The following is a 17217-nucleotide window of genomic DNA, read 5'->3' as shown; positions in this document are numbered from 1 at the left end:
GAATCCGATGAATTCCAGGAGGCCGAGGTGCTCGGTGCGGAGCGCGTCGCCGCACCTTGTTTGATTCGCGTGAAACAGAAATAATCTCGCGTCACTCCATCGGGACGGTTTCAACGTTGTTGCGGATTCGCGAGTCGCAGATGAGTTCGTTGCGCAGCGCCGCGATGGACAGCCGCGTCGCGCAGCTCGTCACGGCGCTCCTCGCGGAGCCTTCGGCGGCGGAGCCTGGATGGACCCGCGAGCGGCTCGAGCCGGTGGTGCGCAGGGTGGTGGACCGGGGCATCTTCTCGCTCGACGACGTGCGCGTGTACGTGCAGCTCGCCGAGTCGCTGGGGGATGACTTCGAGTCACAGCGTCGCCACGCGTGGATGCGCTCGTGGCTGGATGACGCCTCCGTTTCGGACCCTGTCGCGCGTCTGCACCGCGTGGTGCGCGAGCGCCGCCGCCGCGAGGACGTGGCAGCGCAGAACCAACGGAAGGAAGCGGCCTTCCGCCTCCGCCACGCCGCGCCCGGCGCGGGCCGCTGACTTTTCCTCTCCCTGGATGCCTCATGCCCCCTTCCTCGACTTCACGGCAGGACCCGGCGGTTGCTCCATGCCCATTGCAGGCGGGCAAGGGGCAGGTGGAGGTGGTCGTCGTCGATGACCGCGAGACGCCGCTGTCCGGCGTAGCGGTGGAGCTGGCGCAGGAGACGGCGGACGCGGCGCTGCGCACGCGCACCGACGAGCACGGCGTCGCGCTGTTCGAGGGGCTCGAGGAGGGGCGCTACCGCTTCCGGTTGCTCGACGTGGAGCCCGCGCTGTGGCGGGTGCTCGGCCGGCTTCCCCTGCCTCCGCGCGCCGCGGGCGCAGCGCCTCGTTGGGGCTCCGTCTCACGACCGAAGCCGCTGTCCTGGACGTGCGAAGGGACGGAGTCGCTCGCGGTGCTGGCGGCGAAGCTGGGTGTGCGTCCCTCGCGGCTCATCGATTCGAGCACGGGGCAGCCGCTCACCCCGGAGGTGGCCCCTGCGCCGGGAACGCGTGTGGAGGTGCGGCTGTTCTCCCACGAGTGGACGGCGGTGGAGACCGGCTTCCGGCATGTGGTTCACCGCATCGGGCTTCCCCTGTCCCTGGTGGTGGTGCTGCGCGACGGTACGCACCACCCCCGAGCGCACCAGCCCTACCTGTTGAAGGTGTGGCTGGACGACGAGGAGGAATTGCCCGCGCGCGAGGGCATGACCGACGCGGAGGGCCGCATGGCGCAGGTACTGCCCGCACGCGCGGCGCGGGGCGAGGTGACGGTGTCGCCCGGCCGCGACGACGAGCGCAAGGTGACGCTGCGCTTCGCGGCGCTGCGTGCGACGAGCGCTCCGGAGGGCTTGCAGGAGCGGCTGGAGAACCTGGGGTTCTCCTGTGGCGGCGAGCGTGGCCAGTTCGGCCCGAAGACGCGCCTGGCCGTGGAGTGGTTCCAGTACGCGCTCGGGCTGCCTCCGAGCGGAGAGGCCGACGAGGCGACCTGCGCCGCGCTGGGCCTGTTGCACCGCTCGTAGCACCGGAGGTCTTTCGTCATGCAGTGCCCCAACTGCGCGCTCGGCACGATGCGCGACCTGTCCGTGACGCCGCCGCGCTGCTTGGAATGCGGCGCGGTGCTGGTCTCGGCCCCTCCCAGCACTCCGCCCCCCCTCGACTCGATGGGGGCCGATTTCGAGGAGGACGCTCAGGAAGAGGTCGAGCGGCTGGAGAGCGGCGACTACGACGACGTCCTGGACGACTTCCTGGACGACGAGGAGTCGTACCGGCTCTCCAGCAACGAGATGCGTGATGAGACGCTCCGGGCATCGCTGGTCACCGACGACATCACGCCTCCGGAGTCGCCACCGTCCAACACGATGGGCGACGACGTCGCCGAGGAGCGCTGTGTTCCGCTGGGCTCGGAGACCACCGTCTCCGACAAGCCCGTGGTTCCGCCGAGCTTCCCGCTGCGGACGCTCCTGTGGAACATCGCGGACCTGGGCGGAGGCCCGAGCGGAACGCTCCCGGTGCGCAAGCCGTGGACCATTGCCGCCCTGGCCCATGTCATCCGCACTGCGAACGCCGACATCGTCACCATCCTGGAGCTGAAGAAGAAGGGTGGCATCCGTCTGGTGGAGCCCAAGCCTCCGGTCCCGATGAAGCAACACACGGGCCGCGGAGGCAGCGGAACGAAGCTTCCGGTGTTGATGCGACTGGCGTCGGCATTCGTCGAGCCCAATGGCTACCAGGTCAAGACCGCCCCCGACACGCTGGTCGGTCAGATTGCGGAGCAGGAGGCGGCGCTCCTCAACGACCTGGCGAAGCACTTCGCGGAGCACGTGCGGCGGACCATCTGGCCACGTGACGAACAGGGCACGGACGCCGAGGCGTGGGACCCCTCCCATATCGAGTGGAGCGAGACCTCGCGGGCGCTGGGACCCGACAGGCTGGGCATCATCGAGGGCAGGCTCGATGCGGCCTGGGGGGCCTGTGAGCCAGACCTCGTGAAGCGCTTCGGCAAGCCTCCGGTGAAGAAGGCGAAGGACGAGGACGCCGAAGAAGACGAGGACCCGCCCGAGGCGCTCGTCGCGACGTCGATCGACGTGCACGGGAAGAAGCAGGCGAAGCTGGATGCCTACTGCCTGCTCTGCGTGCGGCTGCTCGTGGAGGAGGGCTACTACGATTGGCTCCAGCCTCATGCGAACCGCTACACGTCGAAGGAGAAGGACTCGAAGAAGGGAGGCGCGGAGGCGAAGGAGAAGGAGAAGCGGGACGAGTTGGCGAAGCTTGGCATCGCGCTTCTCCGCGAGCACTGCGGCATCCTGTTCCACCGCTACCTGGCGGTCATCGCGGGCCTGGACGCCAAGAAGGTCCCAGCCAGGCAGGAGCAGGTCCTCGAGAACAGCCTGCACCGCTCCAACGACGCGCATCTGCAGCGCGTCTACGAAAAGAAGCTCGCCGAGTACCAGGAGCGCAAGGGCGAGGTGGAGGACGCGCCGGAGTCGCACGCGGGTCTGCGCGAGTTCCTTCGCATCCGTGATGCGCTGAACGACCAGTGCAAGGCGCGCGGTGAGGAGGTCTATGCGTCGTGGCCCGCGGAGGTGCCCGACAAGCCCGTCAAGGGGCTCTACACCCAGGATGAGGCGTACGGTGTCCTGTGGCGCAAGTCCAAGTTGGACGTGGACGAATCGGCCATCTCGTACCTCAGTGCTTACGTGGCGAAGCGCTCGCCGGGTGGCGAATCCTCGTCAATGGATGTCGACACCACGATGGGGGACGAAGCGGAGGAAGAGCAGGCGCAGACCGTCAAGAGTCTCTACAGCAAGCGGGAGCCCATCCGGATTCCGGTGCGGCTGGCGCAGGTGCGGAACGCGCCCGAGGTGAGCGTGGTGGCGTGGCATCCCCCCGCGCCGGGAGACCGCAACAAGAACGCGCGCGGCACGGACTTCCGCGCCTTCCTCCAGTACTGCAAGGACGAGCGCCAGGAGAAGGTGCTCGGCGTGGTGCTCTCGGACCTGAACATCGACACCGCGCGGCCCAAGGCCGAACTCGCGAAGGATGGCACGCCGTACATCGACACCTGCGTGGAGCGCCTGTCGTTCCACCAGTTCTTCCAGACGCTGCTGGGGCCGGAGGCGGATGCGAGCCACCTGTACGACATGGCGCCCCAACTCTCGACCATCGCCAAGAGCAAGTTCGGCAGCTGGGCCGTGGACAGCGAGAATGCGTTCGGGGACGGCTCGCTCAAGACGCTCCGAAGCTTCGTCAACAGCCGGGTGAAGCCGGAGATGTTCGCCCCCTTCAAGATGTCGACGGGCCACGAGCTGCGGCCAATGTTTTCGTCCGCGGAGGACGTGCTGGCCCACATCGAGTCGTTCATCACTCCTCCGCAGCAGCGTTACGGGGCGAGCGGCTACGACAAGATTCTCGTGTACTCGCGGCGGACGGATGGCTGGATGCTGGAGCAGTCGTCGGTCTACGTCATCCCGTTTCCCATGGCGCTCGCGGACGAGAAGGAGAAGGGGCTCTTCTTCATCCACGGCGACCTGCTGCCCAAGCACCTCCAGCCGTTCTGGCGGCTCATCCAACTGGAGGACGCGGAGCTGCCCAAGGACAAGCGGATCTTCGACCAGCTGCGTGCCCCGGGCGTGAAGCTCACGGGCTCGGAGGACGCGCGCTGGGAAGAGGTCATGGCCGCCGCGAAGAAGCTGAGCGACCACATGCCGCTCGTCTCCGACCTGCGGCTCATCTACAGCGGCGAGGAGGCGCTGGTCGTGGAGGAGGTGGAGGTCGCCACCGAGACTGCGTCCTCCGAGCTGGGCCATTTGGAAGCGCTGTGTGCCGCCTATCAGAAGTCCCAGGCCACGGATGACGAAGCCACGGAGGCGCTCGGCGCGATTCTGGACGCCGCGGAGAAGGTCTCCGCTTCGGACCACGCCCGTTCCAACGCGCTGGTGGCGGAGGCCATGCAGTGGCGGGAGACGTTCGCCGCGCTGCGGAGCGCGGGCTTCGACCCGGAGGCGTACTGGGACCATCGGCCCACGCTGGAGTCGGAGAAGGGGAAGGACAAGGGGGGCGGCCAGGGCATCTCGCTGGACGCCCACCTGGGCTCCATCCACCAGAGGCGGGTTCACAACGCGGGCGGGGGGGACTGTCTGTTCCGCTCGCTGTCCCAGTTGTTCTTCGGCACCGAGGCGCACCACCGCGAGGTGCGCCAGGTCGTGGTCAATCACCTGGAGGACCTCCTCGCCGGGCAGTCGCTGGACGACGGGGGAATGGTGGGGCCCTCCACGGCGGCGACGTTCCGACAGGACATGGGGCTGCTGCTCGACTGGCACCGTGTGGCCTGGCCGCAGGAGCCCGCGTATCGCCGGGTGGCGGGCATGGACCCCTGGCGCCAGTACCTGCGGGCCATGAGCCGGGACAGGGCTTGGGGCGACCACGTGGTGCTGGCGGCGGCGTCCCACCTGTTCCAGGTGCGCTTCGAGGTTTTCGCCCAGACGGGGGCGACTTCATACTGGACGGACCTGGTGGACTTCGTGCCGCGCACCGAGGGACACGCGGCGCGGCCCCTGCTCCGGCTGGCGAACCTGGGCAACGCACACTACGAGGCGGTGGGGCCCACGGATGCGCCGCTTCCCGCGGCCGCGGCATTCCCCGCCGAACTGGGAGCGCTCAGCGAGCGCCGCCGCCGCGACGAGGGGCAGGCACCCCAGCCTGGTTCGAAGACGGTCGAGTCTCCGCGGACAGCGGCTACGTCGACGCAGAGCGCCACCGCCGCGTCGGCTCCGCACACGGTGGGCCCGGTCTGCAAGTGGCCTCACACGTGCTACTTCCAGTTCGACACCCCCACCCACCACCCGCACGCACTCTTCCTCTTCGGGGAGAACGCCGTCGCGAAGAAGGCCAGATACCCCCAGCCGAACACTCAGGCCGTCATCCGGATGAACTCGAACGCGCTCGGGATTCGCACGTGCTGGGTGCCGGGCAAGGGGATGGAGGACACGGACCTCGCGAAGAACCAGCAGGCCATCGATGAGGACTGTGCCGAGGCCGTCCAACTCCTGAAGAGCGGCAAGTACACCACGCTGGTGGTGCCGTGGAACCACTCGCGGGGCCATGTGGACATCGGGACGGGAGTCGCCGGGTTGCCGGGCAAGGCGCCCAGGACGTGGGCGCACCTGACGAAGAAGATCGACGAACTCATCGACTGGGCAAACAAGCACCTGGGCACGGTGCTGGTCGTCTCGCAGGTGAACGTGCTCGTGCCTACCGTGGTGCGGCAGCAGGCGTCGGACCTCCACGTGCAAGAGGTCTCAGTCGTGATGAGCCAGGCGGCCTTCATGGGAGATGACTCCAGCACGAGCGTCCTGGGGCAGCCGAACGTCGTCTCGTTGAGGACGCTGCTCTTCTCCGGCGCGACTTCCCCTGAGACGGGGCTGCTGTCGGACAAGGACTACGAGAAGAACAAGGCGATGCTCGACGAGGACCTGGACGTGCTCACCCAGAAGGTGGAGAGCGGCCAGTACCGCAGGCTCGTGCTCGAACGAGACGATGAGGGGCGCATCGTTCTTGGCACGGAGTTGGGGAAGCTCGACAAACACGCGCCTCGGACGCTGGATTATCTGCGCGAGCGCCTGGAGGCGTTGTGCTGGCGTTGTACGGAGGTCTACGTCCGGAGCGTGGCGTCGCAGGAGCAGGTCGTCGAGGACGACGCTTCGATGCAGGGCATCGAGGAGTGGCAGGCCTTGGAGGACAACTCCAGGGGAGTCAAGCGCAAGGAGCGCGGCTTCGTCCATGAGGACGAGGAGGAGGAGGACGACGACGACGCCACCGATGAGATGAGCCCAGCGGACTGGGGGACCGCAGCGTTCTCGGGCTCGGGACAGGTTGCGCCGTCGAGAAACAAAAAACAAAGGCTCCTGGGGGAGCCCGCGAGCGCCGAGGAGGATGAAGAGGTCCAGCTCATGAGTGGCGATGACGAGCCGCCACCGCCTCCCGTATGGATGGAGGGCGATGAGGCGGGCCCCAAGAAGCAGAAGTAGGGGCCGAAAGTGGCGACCATGGGCCGTGACGCGGCGTGCGCTGGAGGGCTCCGGCCTTCCATGAGTCGCAAGTCTTGCGTCACTCTCAATCTAAACACATCCAGTGGTGGTGCCCTCTGCTGAGGGGCGCCAAAGACACGCATTCCATCTGCACTCACTGGCGGTTCCCGATGCACGAAGGGTGTGACTCCGGAGCGGGGCACGTCCGCCGGCTCGCGTCAACGGCCAAGCACATGGACGCTCGTCGCGGCGGAGCGTATGAGAATTGCGCAGCCAACCTGGAGATACACAACATGAGCAGACAACGAAGTGTCTTGGCTGCACTCGGCGTGCTGGCCGTTGCCCTCGGGGTGACGGGTTGCTCGCCCGAGTGCGAGACCTCATCGGACTGTGCGTCGACGGGGGCGACCCCGTACGTGTGCGTCGAGGAGAAATGCGTGCCCGACGACTCTCCCTGCGCGGCAGGATGTGGCAGCGGTACCGTGTGCGACGAGGCGGCGGACAACGGACGTGGCGTGTGCGTTCAGTGCCTGAGCGACGCGCAGTGCGGCGGTGATACACCTGTATGTGACATCACCAGCAAGAGCTGCAAGACGTGTCGCGAGGGCACCGAGAGCAGCGCCCAGGGCTGTCTGCCGGGACAGGCCTGCAACGCTGGCGGCAACGGCGGTCTCGGCGTGTGCGAGGGCTGCGGCACCAACGCCGAGTGTGCCGAGGGCACGCCGCAGTGCAAGCCCGGGACCCCGGGCGTGTGCGTGGAGTGCCTGGAGAACAGCCACTGCGCCAACGGCGCCCAGCCGGTGTGCAGCGACAACAACGTGTGCGGCTGCACCGAGAGCGCGCAGTGCGGTGGTGAGACGCCACTGTGCGACACCGCTCGGGACAACGGGCAGGGCGAGTGCGTCGAGTGCATCGACAACAGCCAGTGCACCGCGCGGCAGAGCTGCAACGCCGCTGGAAGGTGCGAGACGCTGACGGGGCTCGACGAGGCGAACGCGCAGATTGCCGCCTTCCACGCGGCCCCCACGGGCGACCTGCCCGAGCCGCTGTCCCTCCACGGCGCCTTCGTCACCGCCATCACTCCGGATAGCGTTGAGCCCCGCGGTTTCTTCGTGCAGGCCACGGCGGAAGGCCCCGCGTTGTTCGTCAGCCACTCCGACGAGGTGCAGGTGGCCGTGGGGGACCGGGTCTCCTTCAAGGTGGTCACGAAGCTCCTCCAGTCCGGCAACGCCGCCGCGGATTACAAGCTGGACACCGCGAGCGTCATCTCCGACTTCCAGAAGCTGAGCTCGGGCCACCCCGTGCGGAAGCTCGCGGCGGACGGCGGCCTGGTGACGCACGTCACCGACGACGCGGTGGTGAACCTCGACACCTACGAGAGCCGGCTCGTCCGGGTGACGGGCAGGGTGACCACCACGGCGGGCTCCGGCAAGCAGGCGGGTACCGGCTATAAGATCGCGCAGTTCGCGATGGACGGGACCACGGTCACGGGCGGGTTGGGGCCGCGGCTGCGCATGCCCACCGGGCTGGCCGACCTCGTCGGCGTCGGGCTGAACTGCCGGGTCTCCGTCGAGGCGGGCGTGATGTGGCGCTACGACGACGCGACCAACACCCCCAACCCCCAGACGCCGTACTACCCCATGCCCCTGGTGACGGCCTTCTCGCTGTCGGACTTCTCCGTGGACTGCTCGGGAACGGCGGTCACCCTGAAGGTGCAGACCGTGGTCCCGCTGTCGCCCACGCAGTTGCGGGTGACCTTCGAGCCCGGCATCGACCCGGGCACCCTCGTGGACGTGGCGACCCAGTTCACCTTCGGCGACAGCGGGCTGACCGCCTCGGCCTACACCCTCGACGAGAAGACCCTGGTGCTCACCACGACCGCGCAGGAGCCCGGCACGCAGTACACGCTGTCCGTGGACCCGTCGGTGAAGAGCTACACCGGCGTCAGCGTGAGTGGGACGGCCACCTTCAAGGGTTACCGGGTGCCGGCGCTGCTCGTCATCAACGAGGTGAACCCGAACATCACCACGGGCGTCTCCGCGACGAACAACCGCGACCTCATCGAGCTCAAGGCCGTGACGGCGGGCGCCCTCGAGGGCATCACGCTCACCGAGGAGGCCACCAGCGTGTCCCGGCTGGCGACCCTGCCGGACGTGACGGTGGCCGCGGGCGACCTCATCGTCATCCACTTCCGTCCGAACGCGGCCGAGCTCGCGGCGGGCAATGACACCCTGGCCAAGGACGAGAAGACGTACGAGACGTTCTACCCGGGGGCGTGGGACGTCGTGACAGGGACCAGCAGCCATCCGACCTTCAATGACCGTCTGCTGCGCCTCGCGAATCCCCAGGGCGACACACAGGACGTGGTGGCTTTCTCCCACAAGAGCATGACCACGACTCGCCCGCCCAGCTACCCCGTCGTCCTCCGGGCCGCCCAGGAGGAGGGCCACTGGCGTCCGGTGGACTGCCGCGGTGAGACGGCCACCCCGGTGCCGTGCGCCTACGACAGCGCTCCGCTGACGGCGCTCGACGTCTCGGTGGACTGGGGCGTGGTGGAGGAGAACACCCAGAGCGTGTTCCGCTATCAGGGGGCCGACACCCACTCGATGGTGGACTGGGCCTTCTCGGAGACGTCCAGCTTCGGCGAGGAGAACCCGGCCCGGCCGTAGTCAGGCTGGCGACGCGCCCCTGAAGTAGCGAGGGCCGCGCTCCCGTCCAGGGGGCGCGGCCCTCTTCTTTCATCGGTGCACCCTGTGCGGAGGAGCGAATCCCTCCACCGCGACAGGGGGACGGATGCCGCTACGCGCGTCGCCGGGTGCGAACGGCTCCCGCGAGCAGCCCGAACAGGGAGAGCAGCAGCCCTGGCGATGAGCCGCCCGTGCTGGAGCAGCCACCCGAGGAGCCGCTAGAGGACGGCTGCACCGTCACCCCGAGCACCGCCGTGCTGGCGCCGCCGCGGGCGTCCGTCGCGGTGAGCTCGAAGTGCAGCGTCACGGCCTGCTTCACTTCGGGTGCGCGGAACGTCACCTGCTCACCCGCGGACGCGGAGAGGGTGACGGACGGTCCCGCCACCTGCTTCCACCCGAAGGTGAGGGCGTCACCATCCGGGTCGCTGGACGCGGACGCGTCGAGCGTCACCTGCGCCCCCGACCGAGCGTCACCCACCAGCCGCGGAAGGGCCTGGGGCGCCTTGTTGGCGTGCCGCACCGTCACCGTCGCCGTCATCGGGGCGCTGGTCAGCCCGTTCGCGCTGGCGATGGCCTCGAAGCGCAGCACCGTCTCCGCCCGCACCTCAGGGGCGGTGAACGACGGGGTGGCCGTGTCGGCTCCCTGCAGCTCCACCGCGGGCCCCTCCACCTGACGCCACGTCCAGGTGAGGGCATCCCCGTCCGGGTCCACCGCCGTCGCGCTGAGGCTCGCGGTGGCCAGCGGGTCCACCACCTGCTCCGAGCCCGAATCCGCCACGGGCGCCCGGTCGACGTTGCGCACCATCACCGCCACGGTGGCCGTCTTGCTCTGGGCCCTGCCGTCGTTCACCACCAGCGTGAAGGTGAGCTTCGTATCGGAGGCCACCTCGGGCACCACGAAGCTCGGCGTGGCGCCGGAGCTCGCCTTGAGCGCGACGGCGGGGCCGGACGTCTGCGCCCACTTGTAGGTGATGAGCTCCCCGTCCGGGTCGCTCGAGCCGCGGGCGTCCAGCGTCACGGGCTCCGAGGAGAACTCCGCCACCTCCGCCGGCGCGGTCACCACCGCCGTGGGGACGCGGTTGACGTTGAGCACCCAGGCCTGGACCTGGCGTGCCGCGCTGGTCTCCATGCCATCGCGCACCACGAGCTGGAACGTCAGGATGGAGTCGTCGGGCACATCCGCCGTGAACGACGGGGTGGCCGTGTCCGCGTCCACCAGGGTGACCGCCGGCCCGCTCACCTGCGTCCAGTGGTAGGTGAGGGGCTGTCCCTCCGGGTCATAGCTGGCGGTGCCGTCCAGCGTGTGGCGCACGAGCTCCAGTGCCCCCGTCTCGGCGTTCCTCACGCGTTCGAGCACCGGGGCAATGGGGCTGCCGAGGTCTCGCCCGGCGTTGGCCACCGGCTGCTGGTTGCAGGTGGTGCCGTCGCCCTGCTCGTCCACCCGGCCGCCGAAGGGCATGCGCTCCACATTGGTGAAGCGCACGTCGTCCAGGTCGAAGCCGTACGCGCCCACCGCGGTGTCCGTGCCGATGCGGAAGCGGAACTGGACGTTCTTGCCGGCGAACATGTCCGCCAGCCGCAGCTCGGCGGTGGACCACTCCGGGAAGCGCACCGTCTGGCCGTTCTCCCGCGTGACGTTCTGGCCCACCCACGCGTTGCGGTACATCAGCGGGTTGGGCCCCTGCTCGATGTAGCCCGGGGAGCCGTCCGTCGGGTCGATGGAGTAGATGGAGGTCACGCCCATCGCGGCGATGTCGTACCACTGCAGGCCGTCGTGGGTGAACTCGAGGACGGCGCCGTCGTAGTACGGGAAGATGGAGCCGCCGGTGTAGATTTCGGACTCGAACGAGTGGCGGTAGCGGAAGCTGAACGTGAAGGCGCCGGTCTCATTCACCTTCAGCCACGGGGAGGTGAGGAAGAGGTCCGCCTGGACCGCCGGGTTGGGCGCGTGCATGTAGCGCCCGCCCTCCGGACCCTGGACCTTCCAGTCCGCTTCGCCATAGGGGTTGAGCCACGTGGACGAGGTCCACGACGACAGGGCGCCCTCGAAGTCGTCCTCCGCCGCCGCGCCGGGCACTTCGTCGTAATTCACCCGTGGGTCAAACGTCGTGCTCCTCGCGTTGGCGGGGAGCGAGGGCTCGTCGAAGGTGATGCTCAGGCCGGCGTGTGCGTTCGGCTGCGCGGCGGCCAGCCTCACCGGGATGGTGGCGGTGGCCGTGCCGGCGCGGTCCATTGAGCTGAAGGTCAGGGTGTTGCCCGAGGGGAACTCCAGCGTGGCCGTGCTGCTGGTGGTGGAGACGGTGCCGGAGAAGCTGCTCAGCGAACCGCTGCCCACGTTGCGCACGCTCACGCGCAGCAGGCCCGTCTCGCCCACGTCGAGCACGCCGTCCCGGTCGCAGCCCACCAGGGAGTCATCGAGCCGCAGGGAGGTGACCTCGATGAAGTTGCCCGCCGCGAAGCTCTCCACCACGCCCACGTGGTCCATGGAGTCACGGTCCGGCGCCTTCGCGCCCATGCCGGCGCCGCGCTTGGCGAAGGCATGGAGGAAGCGCTGGTAGTCGGCCGGGTCGCTCGCGGCGGTGACCGCGAGCAGCGCGTCGCGTGCCTCGAGGAAGGTGGGGGAGACGGGCGTGGCCTTGTACCCGGCGACCAGGTAGCGCTTCATGCGGTCCTGGGCCTCCTGGAAGGGGTGGGCCTGGAGGAGCGACACGTAGCACTCCCAGAGCATGGAGGCCCACACCTCGCCGCTGCTGTGCACGGCGGAGTTGCCGAGGCCCGTCTGGCCGTAGGCGAGCGGGTGGCTCGTCGGCAGGGGATTGCCGTTCTCGATGTGCCGGAAGGTCAGCGCGTTGCGGCTCGCCGCCAACGTCGGTGCGGTGGCGTAAGGCGCGCGGCGTACGCCGTAGTAGTAGCCGTCGCCGCCGCCACCACCCGAAACGTAGCCGCCGACGGCGTAGGCGCCGCGCGCGTAGTCGTCCCCTTCACGCACCATCATCAGCAGCGCGTGCACGTCCGCCCAGCCTTCGCCCATGGAGCGGCCCTGGTTGTTGGTGAGGCCGTTGGCGTTACCGATGAGGCGGTTGCTGATGTAGTGGCCCCACTCGTGGGCGATGATGGTGTTGTCGAGCGTGCCGTCACGGTCCAGGTCCTTGGAGCGGTGCATGCGCACCTGGAGGGTGCTCGCGTTGGCGGCCACCTCCGCCCTCCAGAGGTCCGCCGTCTCCCGGGAGATGGAGGCCACGGGCACGGTGACGCGCGCGTCGTCTCCGCTCATGGAGAGGGGGCCCTCACCGGCATTGGTGTTGGCCACGAGGACCGCGATGGCGCCGGCGTTCTGTGCGTTCAGCGCCTTGGTGATGAAGTCGCAGGCGCCGCGGTCGAGCAGCGCCACGTGGCCGGCGAATGTGCCCGCCTCGAAGGGCGTGCAGCCCAGGGTCCGTCCCGTGGGCGCGAGCACCTGCACCGGACCGTCCAGCGTGTACTCCTGGGCCCCGAAGCGGCTATCCCCGTTCACGTAGCCGCGGGCCAGCGATGCGGGGGCCGTCACCTGGAGGATGGGCATGCCGTCGAAGACATACATCTGCATGCGGGGCGAGATGCCGTCCGCCGGCGTGGACATGTTGGCGTTGTTGCGGCCGTTGTAGTCCTGCCCCTCGACGCGCAGCGGGTCACCCTCGATGCCGCCACGGTTGAAGTTCTGCATCTGCGCGTTGCCGGAGGCCTCGTCGAAGCCCGCGTCGTAGTACCAGTCGTGCAGGAAGTTATTGATGAAGAAGAGATTCACCACCGAGGCCTTCATCTGCTCGATGCTGGAGCCCGGGGCGCGGTGGGGGTCGTAGACGTAGTCGAAGGCGCGCTCACCGGTGATGTCCGCGCGCAGGTCCGAGCCTGGCTGGTAGCCGTCCGGCGCCACCAGGTCCACGTAGGCGTCCACGTTGTTGCCCACGGTCTGCGTGGCGTTGGCGGGCAGCCACGGGTCGTTCCGCGAGAAGGGGCTGTTCCGCAGCTCCACGACGTTCGGCGCCACGTCCAGCGGGGCGTCGTAGCCGTCCAGTTCCTGCCGGGGGAAGGGCGAGCCGGCGGACCCCTGGGGGCCGTCGAACGGGCGGTACGGCGCGGCCGTCTCCGCCCATACGGTGTACCGGTACGTGTGCTCCGCGGCGTGGGCACGCAGGTCATTGCGGAAGAGCACCGCGCCGTCCACGGCCGAGATGACGTAGGAGGTGTAGTCCGAGTCCTTGCTGCTCTTGGGGCCCGCGTTGACCTCCACGTACCAGGCGGGCCGCAGGCCGTCGGGCAGGGTGAAGAAGACCTTCTTCGCGCGCGCGGGAACGACGAGCTGGCCGGGCATCACGGTGCGCACGCCGGGCTCGAAGTCGAACAGCGTGTAGCCGCCGCGGGAGTCCACGGCGACGAATGCGTGCGCCCCCAGCGAAGTGCCGCTCTGGTCCGAGTACGCCGCCGCCACGGCGTCCGCCGCGGAGCGCTGGAAGGCGTTCGCGCCGGTGCGCTGCCGGGCCGCGAGGGTGAGCTCGCTCGGCGCCAGGTAGCCCGTGACGGCCACGGGCGCGAGCGCCTGCGTCATCACCACCTTCACCTCGCTGCGGAACACCTCCACGCCTTCCACCGCCTGGCGGAAGGTCACGATGACGGCGCCCTTGCCCGTCTGGTGTACGGACTGCAACGGCGCGGCGGAGACGTCTTCTCGCTTCAGCCGGTAGAGGTCCGCGACCTGGCCCAGGTAGGCGCGCGCCGCGTCCTCGGGACGGGTGCCAGCGCGGGCCGCGGTCTGCAAGCCCGGGCCGGACTGCATGGACCAGAGGACGGAGGGGACGCCGAGCCGTGCCTCCTTGTGCTCGACGCGCAGGCCGCGGGCATGGGCCTGCTCATCGGCCACTGCGAGCGGCGTGCTGCCGGGCCGCGCGAGGAATGCGTCGAAGTTCGACCGTGGAGCGGCCGAGGCGCTGGTGCCAAGACATGACGCCAGCAGGACATGGGTGAGCCACTGCTTCCTGAGATGCATCGTTCTTCCGGAGAGGAGGGGAGAGACAACGGGGGCGCGACCCAGACGGGCCGCGCCCCCGATGTTGCGAAGCGGTTGCGGGGCCGCGCCGCCTTCGGGCGCGCCCCCGCGAAAGCGAGGGAGAGGGCGTCAGTCGCGCGAGGCCTGCTCGCGGCGCTTCAGCGAGCGGCGGCGCGTCAGGCCCGCGAGGCCCGCGAGCGCGAAGGGCCAGAGGCCGGCGGCCGAGGTGGACTGGCAGCCGCAGCCGCTGTCCGACTCCGGGTTGGGCTGCGGGTCGGGGGTGCCCGAGCCCGCGTCCGGCGGGGTGGTGCCCGCATCGGGCTCGGTGCCCGCGTCCGGCTCGGTGCCCGCGTCGGGCTCGGTACCCGCGTCGGGCTCGGTGCCCGCGTCGGGCTCGGTGCCCGCGTCGGGCTCGGGGTCGGTGCCCGCGTCCGGGGCGTCCGGCGTCCAGAGCGAGGACTGGGCGATGTAGAGGGCGGTGCCCCATTCCACCTGGTCCGTCTCCGGCGGGGCCAGGCCCACGCCGAAGCTGATGTCGCTGTGGCGGTTGATGCTCGGCATGCCGGCGAACACCGGGTTGGAGGCGGTCTCCTGGTCCACCCGGGCGTCACCCTTGTCCGAGGGGAGGATGTCGTGCTCGGTGACCACGCGCTTCAAGTTCACGCCGTCACCCACCCACACCGCGCGGAACCCGTCCGACTTGCGCGTGGCCCGGAAGACCACGTGTCCGCGGTCGTTGATGTCGGGAGGGAATGCCTCCACCGACCCGATGGCTTCGCCGGGCTCGCCCGGCACGTCCATTCCGTTCTGCGCGACCACCTTCAGCTCGTTGCCATCCCACAGGAGGATGGAGATGGTCTGCCGCCCAGGCCCATCCAGCAGCGTGGCTTGGATGGCCACCTGGCCCAGGTTGTTGATGGCGGGCTGCACGGAGGCGAAGCGGAAGATGTTGGAGGCCGGGTTGTGCCCGCGCGTGTCCGCGATGACCTGCGACGTCCCATCCGGGTTGAAGATGCGCAGCTCCTGGTACCAGGCGGAGCCGGGCGCTTGCAGGTCCACCGCCGCGGCGATCTGCCCCAGGTCGTTCGCGCCGGGGGAGTAGAGGAACGTGTAGGGGTAGCCCGGGTCGACGTACTTCTCCGCCGCGAGAATCTTCGAGTCGAAGCCACCCGTCGCATTGGGCGTGTACAGCGCGTAGGCGTAGCCCGTGCTCAGCGTGACGCGGGCGGCCATCTGACCCGCCTCGTTGATGACCAGGCTGGACCAATTGGAGCTACCCAGCGGCGAGCGGACGATCTGCACCGGCTCGTCTGGTGTGGCCGCGTTCAGCACGTAGATGCCGTTCTTCGACGCGTCATTCGTTCCGGTGACGGAGAAGACCATCTGCCGGTGCGAGTTGAGGCTGACCTCGCTGATGCGTGCATCCGGCCCCAGGCCCTCAGGGAGCAGGTAGATGCGGCCGCCCTCGCCGTTCTGGCCGTACCAGATGCCCGGACGTCCCTCCCGCGTGATGGAGAGCTGGAAGCCCACCTGCCGGTCCGCGGTGATGGGCATGTGGAAGCTGCCGGGGACGAGGCTGCCCAATTCGACGTTGTAGGAGCCCTCCTCGATGTTGACGGCCAGGTTGGTGCGCGCTTGCAACTGGAACGTGTAGTCCGGTAGCTCGGCCGAGGCTGCTCCCGCCAGCAGGAACGCACCCAGCATCACGCCACGCTTCCGGTCGTGAGTGGGAGCGACGGTCCGACGACTGCTCTTCAGCGATGCACCACGAGTCATGCGTGCCACCCTTCCAAGGCAGGTAGCCCACCACCATGGAGGGCTGTACTGCCGGTTTCCCGCGCAGGACCCCGTCCCCCCATGGGACCGTCGCTCCGGGCGCGCCGCGCCCGTCACGAGGACCGCATTCGTCACGGCCTGTTCGCAAAGTTGCTACGCACGATTAGCAGGAGCGTCGTTGATTACAAATTGATTCACTCACAGCGTGCGACGCGGCAGCGGGCCAGAGGTGTCTGACTCGTGCTGAAACGGGGCATTTCAACGGGAATCCGGGCCGATACACGCCACGGAGCGGTGCGAGGCCGGAACTGCTGCTTCGACGGATGGCCCGCACTGTTTGTGTGGTGAATGCGCGTTGCAAATGTATCGCCAGTTGCACATTTGGCTGTTTCGAGGTGTCTGGCGCCTGCGCGACGTGTCCCGCCTCCGCCGCATCAGGGGTGGCGCGCTGCGTCGTGTATTCATGGTTCAGGCGTGGTTTTTGATTGAATCGTGGAAGCGTGGATATGGGCGGCTAGCTCTAAATGTCCGCCATGCCTTGAAGTGGCATTTGGAGGACGAGAACGTGGCCGTTCTCCTGCGTGGTCGGCTCCTGGGCACGGCGGGCGCACGCACCCCCCCAGGAGTACACCGCCCTCTTGGGGCCGCAGCGGTGTCAGGCCCCGAGTGCCGAGCAGCAACAGCACTTCGCGTTGCTCCGAGACGTCCTCCTGGCGCTCAGGCTGAAGGAGCTGCTGGTGAAGGACGCCTCGCTGCTCAAGCGCGGGCGCAACATTCTGCGCACGGGCGTACGGGAGTTGCTGGCGTCTGACGTACGCGAGCTCGGCACCGCCCCCACCGCCGCGTCCAAGGCGGCGGAGGCGGTGGAAGTGGAGACGCGGCCACTCGTCCTGGTGGTGAACGTGCGCGGGCCGGATTCGTTGGTGGGCCCGCTCTCCCACCTGAATCCCGCGGTCAGCGGCCTTTTTCAACCCCGTTGCAACAGTCCGCCTCCTTGGCTTGGTATGGCTTTCGACTTGCGATGGGATTTCGCTAATCTATTGTCCAGGCCGGCATCCCTGCTTTTCGAACGTCCATCTCGCCCGTTGACGGCCAAAGCGCTGCTTCACCTGCATCACGTGAAATGGCGTTCACCAGGTCCCGGAGCGTCCGGGCAGAGAAACTCAGACATCGTCTGAGAGGAATCGGAGACACGA

7 protein-coding genes are annotated in these 17217 nt (G+C 68.8%); 5 read left to right on the top strand and 2 right to left on the bottom strand.

Going from position 1 to position 17217, the window contains the following annotated elements:
* Nucleotides 1–140: 140 nt before the first annotated feature.
* From OZ403_RS28750 to OZ403_RS28735, 4 genes are all read left to right on the top strand, one after another.
* The gene (locus OZ403_RS28750; protein ID WP_268782272.1) at nt 141–527 is read left to right on the top strand and encodes a hypothetical protein; all 387 of its coding nucleotides are present in this window, start codon (nt 141–143) and stop codon (nt 525–527) included.
* Nucleotides 528–550: 23 nt separating this feature from the next.
* Nucleotides 551–1528 carry a peptidoglycan-binding protein gene (locus OZ403_RS28745; RefSeq protein WP_268782271.1) on the top strand — a complete coding sequence of 326 codons (978 nt, stop codon included), beginning with the start codon at nt 551–553 and terminating at the stop codon, nt 1526–1528.
* An 18-nt stretch (nt 1529–1546) separates the two neighbouring features.
* On the top strand, nt 1547–6535 hold the full coding sequence (locus OZ403_RS28740; RefSeq protein WP_268782270.1) for an OTU domain-containing protein: 4989 nt from the start codon (nt 1547–1549) through the stop codon (nt 6533–6535).
* A gap of 437 nt (nt 6536–6972) precedes the next feature.
* The gene (locus OZ403_RS28735; RefSeq protein WP_268782269.1) at nt 6973–9204 is read left to right on the top strand and encodes an Ig-like domain-containing protein; all 2232 of its coding nucleotides are present in this window, start codon (nt 6973–6975) and stop codon (nt 9202–9204) included.
* Nucleotides 9205–9334: 130 nt separating this feature from the next.
* Here the strand turns inward: OZ403_RS28735 and OZ403_RS28730 are convergent, their stop codons facing one another.
* Together OZ403_RS28730 and OZ403_RS28725 are read right to left on the bottom strand one after the other, a co-directional pair.
* A complete protein-coding gene (locus tag OZ403_RS28730; protein ID WP_140794509.1) occupies nt 9335–14245 on the bottom strand; it encodes a myxosortase-dependent M36 family metallopeptidase in 4911 nt (1636 codons plus the stop codon).
* Between the two features lie 129 nt (nt 14246–14374).
* Complete coding sequence (locus OZ403_RS28725) at nt 14375–15949, bottom strand: MXAN_5453 family MXYO-CTERM-anchored protein (RefSeq protein ID WP_261344648.1); 1575 nt, start codon at nt 15947–15949, stop codon at nt 14375–14377.
* An 809-nt stretch (nt 15950–16758) separates the two neighbouring features.
* Between OZ403_RS28725 and OZ403_RS28720 the strand changes: the two genes are divergently transcribed.
* Nucleotides 16759–17199: a hypothetical protein gene (locus OZ403_RS28720; protein ID WP_268782268.1), complete on the top strand. Its 441-nt coding sequence runs from the start codon at nt 16759–16761 to the stop codon at nt 17197–17199.
* Nucleotides 17200–17217 lie beyond the last annotated feature (18 nt).

It is taken from the genome of Myxococcus sp. NMCA1 (assembly GCF_026810205.1).
GTDB classification, from domain to species: Bacteria; Myxococcota; Myxococcia; order Myxococcales; family Myxococcaceae; genus Myxococcus; species Myxococcus xanthus_A.
The sequence above is the reverse complement of the archived record's forward strand: the minus strand, read 5'-3'. Positions and strand labels throughout refer to the sequence as shown.

Excerpts from the sequence above, each read along its gene's own strand:
- OZ403_RS28750 (WP_268782272.1), top strand. The coding sequence starts at position 141 with ATGAGTTCGTTGCGCAGCGCCGCGATGGACAGCCGCGTCGCGCAGCTC.
- OZ403_RS28745 (WP_268782271.1), top strand. The coding sequence starts at position 551 with ATGCCCCCTTCCTCGACTTCACGGCAGGACCCGGCGGTTGCTCCATGC.
- OZ403_RS28740 (WP_268782270.1), top strand. The coding sequence starts at position 1,547 with ATGCAGTGCCCCAACTGCGCGCTCGGCACGATGCGCGACCTGTCCGTG.
- OZ403_RS28730 (WP_140794509.1), bottom strand. The coding sequence starts at position 14,245 with ATGCATCTCAGGAAGCAGTGGCTCACCCATGTCCTGCTGGCGTCATGT.
- OZ403_RS28725 (WP_261344648.1), bottom strand. The coding sequence starts at position 15,949 with ATGCTGGGTGCGTTCCTGCTGGCGGGAGCAGCCTCGGCCGAGCTACCG.